This is a genomic window from Psychrobacter cibarius, assembly GCA_030686115.1.
Classification (GTDB): Bacteria; Pseudomonadota; Gammaproteobacteria; order Pseudomonadales; family Moraxellaceae; genus Psychrobacter; species Psychrobacter cibarius_C.
This window is the reverse complement of sequence record CP131612.1, coordinates 3,016,344-3,030,687: the sequence shown is the minus strand read 5'-3', so window position 1 is coordinate 3,030,687 and position 14,344 is coordinate 3,016,344. Positions and strand designations below refer to the sequence as shown.

Annotated in this window: 11 protein-coding genes and 1 tRNA gene; 10 read left to right on the top strand and 2 right to left on the bottom strand. The window is 43.3% G+C overall.

Going from position 1 to position 14,344, the window contains the following annotated elements; all coding sequences use genetic code 11:
* Window positions 1-20 precede the first annotated feature (20 nt).
* Window positions 21-1,316 carry a histidinol dehydrogenase gene (hisD, locus tag Q6344_12870; protein ID WLG13477.1) on the top strand — a complete coding sequence of 432 codons (1,296 nt, stop codon included), beginning with the start codon at window positions 21-23 and terminating at the stop codon, window positions 1,314-1,316.
* Between the two features lie 79 nt (window positions 1,317-1,395).
* Window positions 1,396-2,529 carry a histidinol-phosphate transaminase gene (hisC, locus tag Q6344_12865; protein WLG13476.1) on the top strand — a complete coding sequence of 378 codons (1,134 nt, stop codon included), beginning with the start codon at window positions 1,396-1,398 and terminating at the stop codon, window positions 2,527-2,529.
* Window positions 2,530-2,652: 123 nt separating this feature from the next.
* On the opposite strand, the gene Q6344_12860 is transcribed toward hisC, so the two are convergent.
* Window positions 2,653-4,323, bottom strand: coding sequence for an anthranilate synthase component I family protein (locus Q6344_12860; GenBank protein ID WLG13475.1), 1,671 nt, complete (start codon window positions 4,321-4,323; stop codon window positions 2,653-2,655).
* Between the two features lie 38 nt (window positions 4,324-4,361).
* Window positions 4,362-5,597, bottom strand: coding sequence for a beta-ketoacyl-ACP synthase II (locus tag Q6344_12855; protein ID WLG13474.1), 1,236 nt, complete (start codon window positions 5,595-5,597; stop codon window positions 4,362-4,364).
* Between the two features lie 496 nt (window positions 5,598-6,093).
* Here Q6344_12855 and Q6344_12850 point away from each other — a divergent pair, with 496 nt between their 5' ends.
* The 8 genes from Q6344_12850 to nusG all read left to right on the top strand — a co-directional run bounded on the left by Q6344_12850 (window position 6,094) and on the right by nusG (window position 14,260).
* The gene (locus tag Q6344_12850; protein WLG13473.1) at window positions 6,094-7,224 is read left to right on the top strand and encodes an EcsC family protein; all 1,131 of its coding nucleotides are present in this window, start codon (window positions 6,094-6,096) and stop codon (window positions 7,222-7,224) included.
* 512 nt (window positions 7,225-7,736) lie between these two features.
* A complete protein-coding gene (gene rpsL, locus Q6344_12845) occupies window positions 7,737-8,111 on the top strand; it encodes a 30S ribosomal protein S12 (protein WLG13472.1) in 375 nt (124 codons plus the stop codon).
* Window positions 8,112-8,317: 206 nt separating this feature from the next.
* Window positions 8,318-8,791, top strand: a complete 474-nt coding sequence (rpsG, locus tag Q6344_12840; protein WLG13471.1) for a 30S ribosomal protein S7 — start codon at window positions 8,318-8,320, stop codon at window positions 8,789-8,791.
* 345 nt (window positions 8,792-9,136) lie between these two features.
* Window positions 9,137-11,263 (top strand): elongation factor G, encoded by a 2,127-nt coding sequence (gene fusA, locus Q6344_12835; protein WLG13470.1) that lies wholly within the window; start codon window positions 9,137-9,139, stop codon window positions 11,261-11,263.
* Between the two features lie 224 nt (window positions 11,264-11,487).
* The gene (tuf, locus tag Q6344_12830; GenBank protein WLG13469.1) at window positions 11,488-12,678 is read left to right on the top strand and encodes an elongation factor Tu; all 1,191 of its coding nucleotides are present in this window, start codon (window positions 11,488-11,490) and stop codon (window positions 12,676-12,678) included.
* Between the two features lie 378 nt (window positions 12,679-13,056).
* Window positions 13,057-13,132 (top strand) — tRNA-Trp (locus Q6344_12825).
* A 51-nt stretch (window positions 13,133-13,183) separates the two neighbouring features.
* The gene (gene secE / locus Q6344_12820; protein ID WLG13468.1) at window positions 13,184-13,672 is read left to right on the top strand and encodes a preprotein translocase subunit SecE; all 489 of its coding nucleotides are present in this window, start codon (window positions 13,184-13,186) and stop codon (window positions 13,670-13,672) included.
* Between the two features lie 57 nt (window positions 13,673-13,729).
* The gene (gene nusG, locus Q6344_12815; protein WLG13467.1) at window positions 13,730-14,260 is read left to right on the top strand and encodes a transcription termination/antitermination protein NusG; all 531 of its coding nucleotides are present in this window, start codon (window positions 13,730-13,732) and stop codon (window positions 14,258-14,260) included.
* Window positions 14,261-14,344: the final 84 nt, after the last annotated feature.

Here is a 14,344-nt window from a genome sequence, read left to right as displayed (position 1 = left end):
CCCAGATATAGGATTAAGTCATGCGCCAACTAAGTACCCAAGATGCCGATTTTGACAGTCAATTGACAGAGTTACTTGCCTTTGAAACCGTCAATGATGCCGATTTGTTAAAGACCGTTGATGATATCATCGCGCAAGTTCGGCATGATGGCGATCGCGTCGTACTGGCGTTAACCCAGCAATTCGATCAGCATCCGGCGACGACGATGCAAGAGCTAGAGCTGTCTAAAGAGGCGCTTGCTGAAGCGTTTGCGAATCTTGATGATACAGTGAAATCCGCATTGACCACCGCAGCAACGCGTGTGCAGACCTTTCATGAGCGCCAAGTACAAGAGACTTGGCAGTATGAAGATGAGCTTGGTAATCGCTTGGGTCAAAAAGTCACCGCACTTGATCGAGTAGGCATCTATGTCCCTGGTGGTTTGGCCTCTTATCCATCTTCTGTATTGATGAATGCCATTCCTGCCAAAGTGGCGGGTGTTAAAGAGGTCATCATGGTGGTGCCAGCGCCAAAAGGCGTGCTCAATCCATTGGTGTTAGCCGCCGCACATTTGGCACAAGTCGACCGTGTCTTTACCATAGGCGGTGCGCAAGCGGTTGCTGCCTTGGCATATGGTACCGAAACGATTCCAGCGGTGGATAAGATCACTGGCCCTGGTAATAAATATGTTGCAGCGGCAAAGCGCGCGGTATTTGGTCAAGTTGGGATTGATATGATCGCTGGTCCCTCTGAAGTATTGGTCTATGCAGAAGGCGAGGCGCAAGATCGCGCCGATTGGTTGGCGATGGATTTATTGTCACAAGCTGAACATGACCGTATCGCTCAAGCTATCTTTGTCACGACCAGTGAACAGCAGCTTGCAGACGTAGCGGCTGAAATTGAAAAAGCGCTGGCAGAGTTGCCAAAAGCCGATATCGCCCGCGATTCCCTAAAAAATCGTGGCGCACTTATTTTAGTCAAAGACCGCGTTGAAGGTATGGCTGTGATTAATCGCGTTGCCCCAGAACATTTAGAGTTGTCAGTTGATCATCCTGATGCGCTACTCAACGATATTCGTCATGCAGGTGCTATTTTCATGGGGCGTCACACGCCTGAGGCGATTGGTGACTACTGCGCAGGACCCAATCACGTGTTGCCAACCTCTGGCACTGCGCGTTTCTCTTCACCGCTTGGTGTTTATGATTTCCAAAAGAAATCCTCTATTATTTATTGTACTGAAGCCGGTAGTAAGCCATTGGCTGAGACCGCAGATATTTTAGCGCAACGTGAGGACTTAGAAGCCCATGCGCGCTCAGCCCGTTATCGTTATCAGTAACGTGGCTTAATGATTACTTTTGAATTGTACTTTTGAGATTTATATTTAATAATTTATGTGGCTAATAGTAGGATAACTTATGAGTGAGTTAAAGATAGACACCAGACTTTGGTCATCTAAAGCGCGTAATTTGTCACCTTACGTTCCTGGTGAGCAGCCTCAGCATGAAAATTTATGCAAATTAAATACCAATGAAAACCCATTCCCGCCGTCACCAAAAGTAGGCGAGGCAATCGCAAAAGTCCTAGAGCAGCAAGCGGATGATCTGCGTTTATATCCAGCGCCTGAGTCTGATGATTTGCGTGCCGCATTGGCACAACTCTATGATATTGATATCAACCAAGTGTTTGTTGGCAATGGCTCTGATGAAGTATTGGCACTAGTATTTGCCAGCTTTTTCCTAAAAGAGCGACCTGTTTTAGCACCCGATATCAGCTATAGTTTCTATCCAGTCTATGCGCAGACCTTTGGTATCGAGCTGGTACAAATTGCCTTGGAAGAAGATTTTAGTATTGATCCTGATGCTTATCGCCAGCCTTGTAGCGGCATTATCATTGCCAATCCAAATGCCCCAACTGGATTATTATTATCGCTTGCCGATATTCGCAAGCTGGCTAGTGAGCACTCAAACTCAGTGATTGTGATTGATGAGGCTTACATTGATTTTGCGCGGGCAGCTGACGGTAGCTCAGATGCAGAAATTTCAGCAGTGAGCTTAATCAATGAGTTTGACAACATTCTTGTGACCCAAACCTTTTCAAAGTCACGTTCGCTCGCTGGATTACGTGTTGGTATGGCTTTTGGTAATGCCTCATTGATTGAAGCCTTAACCCGTATGAAAAACAGCTTTAATAGCTATCCACTGGATAAGCTGGCGCAAGTAGGGGCGACTGCCAGTGTATTGGATGTTGAGTATTTTACCCAGACCTGCCAGCAAGTCATCGACTTACGCCACTCTCTGACAGCAGAGCTGACAGCGTTAGGTTTTGATGTCTTGCCATCACATGCCAACTTTATTTTTGCCCGCCCTAAAGACGGTAATGCCAATGCGGTAGCGAATGCGTTACGTGAGCAAGGTATCATCGTCCGTCATTTTGACAAGCCACGCATCAATGAGTATTTGCGTATCACTACCGGTACAGCAGAGCAAAACAACCGTTTGATAGATGCTTTACAGACGTTGCAGAAAGAGGCTGAAATTATTGCTGATTAATATCTGGTTCGCGATTTAAATCTTGATAATTGAATCACGATGCTTGTATTGATAAAAAGCCTGCCAACATCATGTTGCGCAGGCTTTTTTATGGATTTATCTGGTCGTACTTTTATAACAACCTTAAGGATGTTTGTGTATATTTTCTTGAGTTAAAACGCTTAATAGATTACCGACTTTATCCAAACATTCTTGGTATTCAGCATCGCAATCAGAGGCGACAGTGATACCACCGCCTGCCCATAAGCTGATATGTCTTTTTTTATCCAACTCATTATGTGATGAAGTGTTAGCTTGCAGCGTACGAATGAGCACATTCCATTGACCACTGCCATCAAAGTTCATATAGCCCAATGTGCCGCAATAAGCACCGCGCGGTGTAGTTTCTAGCTCAGATATAATTTCAACCGCCCGCTTTTTTGGGGTGCCAGTAATCGAGCCAGCAGGCAAACTACCAAACAAAACGGCGAGTGGGTGAGTGTCCGTCTGTAATTCTGCGGTAATGGTGCTGACCATATGGTGCACATTACTAAAACTCTCAATCGCGAATAACTGCGGCACTTTTACGCTACCTATCTTGGCATATTTACCCAAGTCATTACGCAATAAATCGACAATCATCACATTTTCGGCGCGATCCTTTTCACTATCAGTCAGTTGCTGTTTATAAGCATGGTCTTGTTGAATATTGGTGCTGCGCGGCATGGTCCCTTTGATGGGCTTAGTGATGATATGGTGCTTGCCAGTATCGATATCCTTGGTAAATGTAAAAAACAACTCAGGCGAGCAGCTCAATAATTCAAACGGATGCTGGGACGTATTATCTTTGATTTCACGGTTAAAGGGATTAACCGCTAAGTATCCGGTAAAAGGTGCTTGGGTATTACGATGTAGAGCAGGTAAATAATCAATCAGCATCGGCAAGGTGCCATTATCACTAGGATTATGATCAAAAAAACCTTGCCATTCTTGGGTTAGGTTGATTTGATAACAGTCGCCTTGCTGTAGATAGTTTTGGGTTTGATTAAATGCTTGTTGATAGTCTTGTTTGCGCCATCGTGATTTTAACACTAAAGGAGCAGGCAGTGGTGATGCTGTCAGTTGCGTTTTATTGAGACAGTTATCAGCCAGCTTTTTATCTACTATATCTAAATAAGAGACAAGTGCCGTGATTATTTTATTTTTTTGCTGATTATTAAAGTCGTTTTCAGAGTCGTTAGCAGTTGCCTTTATCGTTAATTTCCAACCTATGTTGCCATGATTTCCATCAGGTGCTAGGTAAATATCGTAATGCCCTAATACGGCACAAGGCTGTGCTGCTCGCTTAATTTTGGCGGCCGGACTTAGCTCATGAGCCGCAATATCATAACCAATAAAACCTATCAGACCATGATGATAACTTGGTTCTTCATTTAAATCGCTTACTGATTCTGAGTTTTCATTATCAGTATCATAAGTTTGACTATAACTGATTAATTCATCTTGCCAGTCGCTATAACTCCTATAAGTGACAGTGATATCATTGTGAACGGCGTCACGATAGGTTTTTGTGACTTGATAAAGAACTGCTTGTTCGTTCGAATCAGGCGTGTTTTCAGCACAATCTTGAACAGACCAGCTTACTTTTGGCAATAAGCCAATCACCGGTCGGCCATCATTGTTGAGCCAAACCAATTGCCAGTTTGCCTTAGTATCTTGTGCGATTAAATACTGCTGTAGCAGCGGCATAAGTTCTGCAGCCGATAGGTCACCAAAACGCCAGCTAGGTTTAGTAGCTGGCGATGGGTCAGACATTATCTGCTCAATTTTGAGAGGATGTGCTGCGAGCATAGTTAGGCGTCAAACTTTTTAATGATTAATGTGGCATTAGTACCGCCAAAGCCAAAGCTGTTGCTCATTAGTGTCTCAAGCTTGGCTTCACGCATTTCGGTGACAATATCAAAGCCTTCAGCCGCAGGGTCTAAATTATCAACATTGATACTGGGCGCAATGAAGCCTTCTTGTAGCATCAATAAGCAATAAATCAGCTCTTGCGCACCAACGGCACCAAGGCTATGACCTGTCATAGATTTAGTAGAGCTGATCGCAGGTACTTGACTGATATCATCGCCAAATGCTTTAGCAATGGCTTTAAGCTCAGTGATGTCACCTAACGGCGTGCTGGTACCGTGGCTGTTTATATAGTCGACAGTTTGCAAACCAGCTTCGGCCAGTGCTTGCTGCATACAGCGCACGGCACCTTCACCACTTGGCGCAACCATTTCAGCACCATCAGAGCTGGCACCATAACCGACGATTTCAGCCAGTATGTTGGCGCCACGTGCTTGGGCATGCTCTAGACTTTCAACCACTACCATCGCACCACCAGCAGCAATCACAAAGCCATCACGATCTTTATCATAAGCTCTTGAGGCGCGCTGCGGTGTCTCATTATACTGCGTACTGACTGCACCCATCGCATCAAACATACAAGACTGTGTCCAATGTTCCGCTTCACTACCACCCGCGAGTATCACATCTGCTTTGCCTAACTGAATAAGTTCAGCCGCATGACCGATGCAATGGGTTGAGGTGGCACAAGCAGAGGTGAGCGAGTATGATATGCCTTGGATTTTTAGACCGGTAGCAAGCGCCGCTGATACTGAGCTGCCCATCGTTTTTGGCACAGCCATCGCGCCGACACCGCGCAGACCTTTATCCCGCATGGCATCTATGGCATTGACAATATTCTCTGTCGATGCGCCGCCAGAGCTTGCGACCACGCCCACGCGTGGATTATTATTGATGGTTTCAAGCGACAAACCAGACTGCTCAATGGCGTTTAAAGCACTGACATAAGCGTATAGACTGGCATCACTAAAAAACCGCTTCAACTTACGATCGATACCACTGGTATCAAGCGTCGACTGGTCGATACTGCCGCTAACGTGTGATTTAAACCCATGCTCAGCATAAGCCTCATTAAATGTAATGCCAGACTGCCCTTGCTTTAGAGCGGCAGTAACCGTGGCTAAATCATGTCCGATACAAGAGACGATCCCTGCTCCAGTGATAACAACGCGGCGCATATTCTATTCCTTATGAGTAACGATTTTTCACAATCACTTTTAATAATCGTTTTTAAGTATGTATTTCTATTATTTAATATTAGGGTGTATTGAGCGTCAAAGCCTCATTTTACAATCATTGTGATGATCATAGTAAAACTATATGCTTGGTCACTGATTATCTATAAGTAACGGATTACTTATAAATATAAGTACAAGTGTACTGTGAGTTATGGCACATGATAACGTATCGAGCGTCCAAAATCTTTGTACAAGTGCAAAATAACGACAAAATCGCGCTTGCTATCTAAAGCCATCTAAAAAGACTATTTGGTTGAAGACAGCTTATCTGATGGTATCAATCATACATCAAGTGATACTTTTGGATACAAAATTTGTGATTGCGATAACATTGTTCGCACTGACATCGATTATAGTGATTGACTAGAATGGCACATCTATTATTATAAATCGCTTACAATAAAACAAAATTACTCATCACATTAAGGACATCACGATGGCGAAGCGTAGCACTCTCTCTAAAGGTATCACTACCGTTGGCTCTTTTACTCGCAATAATCTAGAGCGCGTGGGCGCTATGATTGATAGCATGAATGCTAAGACGGGCAAACCGCGTCAATACAAAGCAGTCAACTTAGGCGATGAAGACTATCAGCAGGATTTGTTCCGTGAGCAAACGTTAAGAGCCACTCAGCAATTGTTAGGGCCACGTTTTGCCACCTATGGTAAATATGCCAAAAAAGTAGTGCCAAACAGTTTTTTTCAGTCGACGGTCGATGGCGCTTTTGCACAAGTGGCAAACCTTGCCTCTAATTGGAGTCAGATTGATTTACCTAATGAGCATCGTTTCGCCAATATCGCAAGCTTGGATGATGAAGAGCGCTATGCATTAGCCACTGATATCGCCAATCAAAACCGTGCATTGGCAACGATAGGGGGCTTAACAGGTTTGGCTGGGCTTCCTGGTTTGCTGGCTGATACGCTATGGCTTTTATTGGTATCATTACGTACCGTCTATCAGTTGGGTGCTGTCTACAATAAACCCCTCACAGGTAAGCAAGGTGTCAAAATGGCATACGAGCTGCTAGCAAATGCTGATCTGAGCAAGATGCAAGAAAAACAAGCATTGCTAGCAGGTATTGGCATTGGTAAAGGTTTATTGGATAATGCCCAAAGCAGTGGTCTACACAATGAGCTAAAAAACCTAGGTCTAAAGGATAAAAATGTCAACTTTTATGCAGAACAAGTTGACAGTATTGCCAGTCAGGTCGGTATTGACTTGGATAAAATCAATTTAACATGGATACGCAAATTCTTACCAGTTACCGCTGTTATCGTTGGTATGCGCTACAACAGCCAGCTCATTGATGAAGTGATTGGCGTGGCTCAAGCGACTTTTGCCCCAGAAGCCAAACTTGCCAATCGCGCAATCACTGATGATAGCGGTAATGAAGCTAAGGTAAACAAAACAGCTGACAATGACAAGCAGCAAGATGCTGAGAAAGAGTCAAGCAAGGATACCGATAGCAAGAAAGATACTGCTGAAGAAAAAAACAACCATCAAGAAACTGATGAAAAGGTCGTAAAAAAAACGCAGAAAGACGACAATGACAAGCAAGGCAGTTAGAACAAATCCTCTGACAGCAAATCAAACAAGACGGCTAACAAGAAAAGCAAATAAGAGCGCCTAAATAATCAGACTTACCTGTTTTCTTTCTTCAGCCAGCTTGCATCATAGAAGGATTATGGGCTGGATATCTACTACCAATTTTGGCGATAGTGTCTTCTTTCTCTTGAAAAACAAGATAATATCGCCATTTAGTACTTATAAATTGCTATTTATTTATAGTCAAACATCTTATTTAAATCGTTCGTGACGCTACTTTCGATATACTGTATGACAATCTACTTTTTAGCTGATTTTTAACTAAAAATAGATAAAGTGTTATAGTAGTAGGGTGAATGCATATCTATCAAATGTTGTAAAGTGCAATCACGCATAAGTGGTTGAAATAGCAGTAACAACTCTTTATAATACACTGTCCTAAAAATGGGTGTACCAAAATCTGTCGTTAAAGTCAGATAGATGGTGCGTTTCCCCATTTTTTTGTTTTATACCAAACGGGAGAAGGATGCCTCATGGCAACAACTAACCAATTGATTCGTAAAGGTCGCAAAACCATCAAGGAAAAGTCAAAAGTTCCTGCGTTGGAAGCGTGCCCACAACGTCGTGGTGTATGTACTCGCGTATATACTACTACCCCTAAAAAACCTAACTCAGCCATGCGTAAAGTATGTCGTGTACGTTTGACTTCAGGTTATGAAGTATCAAGCTACATCGGCGGCGAAGGTCATAACCTACAAGAGCACAGTGTTGTTCTTATCCGTGGTGGTCGTGTAAAAGATCTACCAGGTGTACGTTATCACACCGTTCGTGGTGCATTGGATTGCGCAGGCGTAAAAGACCGTAAGCAAGGTCGCTCTAAATATGGTGCTAAGAAGCCTAAAGTTTAATAACTAATCGTTATTAGCTAAGCTTTTTTATACCAAACATTAACTGTGCATGGGTCTGGTGTTGACAGCATTATTAAATTAGTAATTCACTGTTAAAACATACCGCCGTGCAGTAAGGCTGACTGACAACTCGATATAACGCCATCCAATATTAATTGGTGCGAGATTGTGAATGTCAGACACTCCTGAAGAAAAGGATTATTATTATGCCAAGACGTCGCGTCGTTGCTACCCGTGAGATCCTACCGGATCCTAAGTTTGGTAGCCAAACTGTTGCAAAATTCATCAACCATGTAATGAGTCATGGTAAAAAATCTACTGCTGAGCGTATCGTTTATGGTGCACTTGAAACAGTAAGCGAAAAACGTAAAATCGAAGATCCAGTATCTTTCTTCGAAGAAGTTTTAGAAAATGTACGCCCAATGGTAGAAGTGAAAGCTCGCCGCGTTGGTGGTGCAACCTACCAAGTACCAATGGAAGTACGCCCCTCCCGTCGTACTGCCTTGGCTATGCGTTGGTTAGCTGAAGCTGCTGCTAAGCGTTCTGAAAAATCAATGGCTTTGCGTTTGGCTGGCGAATTGAATGATGCTGCTGATGGCAAAGGCGCTGCTATGAAAAAGCGTGACGAAGTTCACCGCATGGCAGATGCTAACAAAGCGTTCTCTCATTACCGCTTCTAAGCTACTGTTTATTAGTAGTAGCTTTAGATTAGCTGGCTGAAGTCAGCTAATCTAACATTGTTATTTATTCTATTGATTGCCGCCATCGTTTATCTTGTTGTAACTAGTTTTTGACTATCAACAACGAGATGGCGGACATCTATCAAGATGTCTCTCTTAATTAAGTATGCTTGTCACAAGAGAGCATCCCAAATCTGATGCCGCACTATTCTTAGTATTTGCTCTTTTTTTGTCCGTATTAGGCTCAATAATCAGTAAGTAATATGAAGCTGACCGCTTTGTCATAGAGTATGAGGTAGAGACACAATACATTATTATATACACGACTTTTCCTAGGAAAACACTATGGCTCGTAAAACTCCCCTAAAACGCTATCGCAACATTGGTATCTCAGCGCACATCGATGCTGGTAAGACAACCACTACTGAGCGTGTTTTATTTTATACCGGTGTTAGTCACAAACTTGGTGAAGTACATGATGGCGCAGCCACTATGGACTGGATGGAGCAAGAACAAGAGCGCGGTATTACTATTACCTCAGCGGCGACGACTTGTTTTTGGTCAGGTATGGCAAAACAGTTTGACGAACATCGTATCAACATCATTGACACCCCAGGTCACGTTGACTTCACGATCGAAGTTGAACGTTCTATGCGTGTACTTGATGGCGCTTGCATGGTTTATTGTGCAGTAGGCGGCGTTCAGCCACAGTCTGAGACCGTATGGCGTCAGGCAAATAAATATAAAGTTCCACGTCTTGCATTTGTAAACAAAATGGATCGCGTTGGCGCTGATTTCTATCGTGTCATTGAGCAGATCAAAACTCGTCTAGGTGGTAATCCTGTGCCATTGGTTATTCCAATTGGTAAAGAAGATGACTTCGAAGGCGTTATCGATCTAGTTACAATGAAAGCTCTTTATTGGGATGAAGCATCTCAAGGTATGGAGTTTGAAGAGCGCGAAATCCCAGCTGAATTGCAAGAAAAAGCAGAAGAGTATCGTGAGATTCTTGTAGAAAATGCGGCTGAAGCAACAGAAGAATTGATGAATGAGTATTTAGAAAATGGCGAGTTGTCTGTAGAGCAGATCAACGTTGCTATTCGTCAATTGACTATTGATAACCAAATTATTCCATTACTTTGTGGTACTGCCTTTAAAAACAAAGGTGTACAAAAGATGTTGGATGCGGTTATTCAGTATCTTCCAGCACCAATGGATGTACCTGCTATTAAAGGTATCCTTGATGACAAAGATGAAACTGAAGGCACTCGTGAAGCGTCAGATGAAGCGCCATTCTCAGCTTTAGCATTTAAAATCATGAATGACAAATTCGTTGGTAACTTAACCTTCGTTCGTGTTTATTCAGGTGTTTTGACGCAAGGCAGCAGTGTTTATAATCCAGTTAAAATGAAGCGTGAGCGCGTTGGTCGTATCGTACAGATGATGGCTAACTCTCAAGAAGAGTTGCAAGAAATCCGTACTGGTGATATCGCTGCATTGGTCGGCATGAAAGACGTAACGACTGGTGATACGCTATGTGATGAGCAAAATGTTATCACGCTTGAGCGCATGGAATTTCCAGATCCAGTTATTAGCCTAGCGGTTGAACCTAAGACCAAAGCTGACCAAGAAAGAATGTCAATTGCTTTAGGTCGTTTGGCGAAAGAAGATCCATCGTTCCGTGTACATACTGACGAAGAGTCTGGCCAGACAATCATCAGTGGTATGGGTGAGCTGCATCTAGAGATTCTTGTTGATCGTATGAAGCGTGAGTTTAACGTTGAAGCGAACATCGGTGCGCCGCAGGTTGCTTATCGTGAAACGATTCGTAACACGGTTGAGCAAGAAGGCAAATTCGTACGTCAGACTGGTGGTCGTGGTAAATTCGGTCACGTTTGGTTACGTCTTGAGCCACTTGATCCAGCGGGCGATACTGAATATGAATTCGCTGAAGAAGTTGTTGGTGGTACTGTACCGAAAGAATTCCATGGTGCTGTTGATAAAGGTATCCGAGAACGCATGAAAAATGGCGTACTTGCTGGTTATCCAGTGGTTGGCGTAAAAGCGACCTTGTATGACGGTTCTTACCATGACGTCGACTCGGATGAGCTATCATTTAAGATGGCTGGTTCTATGGCATTCAGAAAAGGCTTCATGGCAGCAGATCCAGCGCTACTTGAGCCAATCATGAAAGTTGAAGTTGAAACGCCTGAAGATTATATGGGCGATATCATGGGCGATCTTAACCGTCGTCGTGGTTTGGTACAGGGTATGGAAGACCTACCTGGCGGTACTAAGCAGATCCGTGCTGAAGTGCCATTAGCAGAAATGTTTGGTTATGCCACACAAATGCGCTCAATGTCACAAGGCCGTGCTACTTATTCAATGGAATTCCAAAAGTACGCTGAGATTCCAAAATCAGTTGCTGCTGACATCATCTCTAAATTCAACAATAAAGATGATGACGAGTAAGTAATCGTCTATTAAATATGACAATGTAGCTATTATCTCTATGTTGTCATAGAAGAATACGCCAATAATTGGTTAAAAGACTTGTTATTGGCGGTGATTTTCTTATAATATCTGCACATTAGTATGTGTACCCTTTTAACAATTATCTTAATGTGGTCAAGATCGTCTTTGTTATCGTATTTATACGAGCTTAGCATTTGACCCCAAAAAAAGAGGAAATACCCATGGCAAAGGCCAAGTTTGAACGCGTAAAGCCACACGTCAACGTCGGTACAATCGGACACGTTGACCACGGTAAAACAACCCTAACAGCTGCCATCGCAACTGTAGCAGCAATCACCTCTGGTGGCGAAGCCAAAGACTACGCGTCTATTGACTCAGCACCAGAAGAAAAAGCACGTGGCATCACCATCAACACCTCACACGTAGAATATGACACCCCAGCACGTCACTACGCTCACGTCGATTGCCCAGGTCACGCCGATTATGTTAAAAACATGATCACTGGTGCCGCTCAAATGGACGGCGCAATCCTAGTCGTATCAGCAACTGACGGCCCAATGCCACAAACCCGTGAGCACATCTTGCTTTCACGTCAGGTTGGCGTACCGTACATCATCGTATTCATGAACAAATGTGATGTTGTTGATGACGAAGAATTGCTAGAACTCGTAGAAATGGAAGTTCGTGAACTTCTTAATGACTACGACTTCCCAGGTGATGATACCCCAATCATCCATGGTTCAGCGACTGAAGCCCTAAAAGGCTCACAAGAAAAATACGGCCAACCAGCGGTTGTAGAACTTCTTAACGTTCTTGACACCTACATCCCAGAGCCAGAGCGTGACGTTGACAAAGCATTCCTAATGCCAATCGAAGACGTATTCTCAATCTCAGGCCGTGGTACTGTTGTAACAGGTCGTGTTGAATCTGGTATCGTACGCGTAGGCGACGAAATCGAAATCGTCGGTATCCGTGACACTCAAAAAACCACCTGTACTGGTGTAGAGATGTTCCGTAAACTGCTTGACGAAGGTCGTGCAGGCGAAAACTGTGGCGTACTACTACGTGGTACTAAGCGTGAAGACGTACAACGTGGCCAAGTACTAGCTAAGCCAGGTTCAATCACGCCTCACACCAAGTTTGACGCTGAAGTATATGTATTGAGCAAAGAAGAGGGTGGTCGTCACACACCATTCCTAAACGGCTATCGTCCACAGTTCTACTTCCGTACTACTGACGTAACTGGCGCAATCCAATTACAAGACGGTACTGAAATGGTCATGCCTGGTGATAACGTTGAGATGGGCGTAGAGCTTATCCACCCAATCGCTATGGACAAAGGTCTTCGCTTCGCTATTCGTGAAGGCGGCCGTACTGTAGGCGCTGGTGTTGTTGCTAACGTACTAAACTAATCTATCCGTCTCAGTAATGAGCTTGTAAGTTAGTCATAAAAAGCCATCCTTGTTTAAGGGTGGCTTTTTTTAGATCAAATGATCAGGAAATATGGTTATTCTTCAGTAGTATGATCAAACCTTTCGTTGTCTTAGCAACATGATTAGCCAGTTATACCTATAACGTTTATAATTTACTTTCCCATCTATTGTAATTCTTAGCGGAGCTTGCTATATTAACGCTGCTTCTTATTAGTCGCTTGCATCTTCATTTTGTTAAAGTAATGATGATTCAATAGCACATTCAAATAAGAGCAAAACTAGGTAAAAATAATAATTTTACCGCTAAAGGCTTGCATTTTATATCAAATATTGTATAATGCTGTCCTTTACACCCATAGGCGATTGGCTCAATTGGTAGAGCATCGGTCTCCAAAACCGAGGGTTGTAGGTTCGAGTCCTACATCGCCTGCCATCTTCTTATCACATCTTTGTTATACCTCACCATCTCCGAAGCGAGTTCTTTATGAGCAATGATCAAGATAACCTCGAGACTAAGTTATCTGATGCCAAGGCGGGTGCTGGTGGAATGCTGTCTAAAGGTAAGCACATCTCAGCGGGCAATCAAACAACTGCTGTTGAAGTGGCTAAAACAGGCTCAATAAAAGATGTGATATTGTGGCTACTTGCCGCAGCAGTATTAATCGGGGCGACGTTAGTTAATCAGTACTTACCTGGCTATTGGCAACCTGCCAATGATGTCTGGGTACGTATTGGTATTATCGTTGCCCTTATTGTATTCGCCTTAGTATGCTTGGCATTAACGCATCAAGGCCGCGCTTTTAAAATATTATTGAAAGACGCTGCTGTTGAATTGCGCCGAGTGACATGGCCAGGTAAGGATGAAACGTTTCAATATACCTGGCAGGTCATTGTCATGATTGCCATTGTTGGTTTTCTGGTTTGGTTATTAGATAACTTTTTCAATTGGTTCGTTGGCATCTTTATTGGTTAGTCGCACGTATTAGTGAGTCTTACCCCAAAATTTACTTATAATGATCAGGAGCGTGATATGCGTTGGTATATTGTCCAAGCGTTTTCAGGATATGAAAAGCAAGTACAGCGTTCATTAACTGATCGTATTAATCGTAGTGACTTTGCTGAATCATTCGGTGACGTATTGGTTCCTACTGAAGAAGTCGTTGAAATGAAAGACGGCAAAAAGCGTAAGAGTGAGCGTAAGTTCTTTCCGGGTTATGTATTGATCCAGATGGAAATGAACGACAATACTTGGCACATCGTTAAAGAGTGCCCACGTATTATGGGTTTCATAGGTGGTACACCTGAAACACCAGCGCCAATTACGCAAGTAGAAGCGGATCGTATTTTAAACCGTTTGAATCAAACTGAAACTGACCCACGTCCTAAGACTCTATTTGAGCCGGGCGAAGAGCTGTTGGTTATCGATGGTCCATTTACTGACTTTAAAGGGTTGGTAGAAAAAGTGGATTACGAGAAGTCTAAACTGCATTTAACGGTAAACGTATTTAATCGACCGACTCAGGTCGAGCTTGAATTTAGTAAAGTTGAAAAGCTAGACTAAATCAGCAAAAAAGTTCATCAACCGGGGAGCTGTTAGTCAATAAGGTTTATACCACATTGATTTGGCGCTATTACCCATTTAGGA

Coding starts and splice junctions, on each gene's coding strand:
- hisD (WLG13477.1), top strand. CDS start 21: ATGCGCCAACTAAGTACCCAAGATGCCGATTTTGACAGTCAATTGACA.
- hisC (WLG13476.1), top strand. CDS start 1,396: ATGAGTGAGTTAAAGATAGACACCAGACTTTGGTCATCTAAAGCGCGT.
- Q6344_12860 (WLG13475.1), bottom strand. CDS start 4,323: ATGTCTGACCCATCGCCAGCTACTAAACCTAGCTGGCGTTTTGGTGAC.
- Q6344_12855 (WLG13474.1), bottom strand. CDS start 5,597: ATGCGCCGCGTTGTTATCACTGGAGCAGGGATCGTCTCTTGTATCGGA.
- Q6344_12850 (WLG13473.1), top strand. CDS start 6,094: ATGGCGAAGCGTAGCACTCTCTCTAAAGGTATCACTACCGTTGGCTCT.
- rpsL (WLG13472.1), top strand. CDS start 7,737: ATGGCAACAACTAACCAATTGATTCGTAAAGGTCGCAAAACCATCAAG.
- rpsG (WLG13471.1), top strand. CDS start 8,318: ATGCCAAGACGTCGCGTCGTTGCTACCCGTGAGATCCTACCGGATCCT.
- fusA (WLG13470.1), top strand. CDS start 9,137: ATGGCTCGTAAAACTCCCCTAAAACGCTATCGCAACATTGGTATCTCA.
- tuf (WLG13469.1), top strand. CDS start 11,488: ATGGCAAAGGCCAAGTTTGAACGCGTAAAGCCACACGTCAACGTCGGT.
- secE (WLG13468.1), top strand. CDS start 13,184: ATGAGCAATGATCAAGATAACCTCGAGACTAAGTTATCTGATGCCAAG.
- nusG (WLG13467.1), top strand. CDS start 13,730: ATGCGTTGGTATATTGTCCAAGCGTTTTCAGGATATGAAAAGCAAGTA.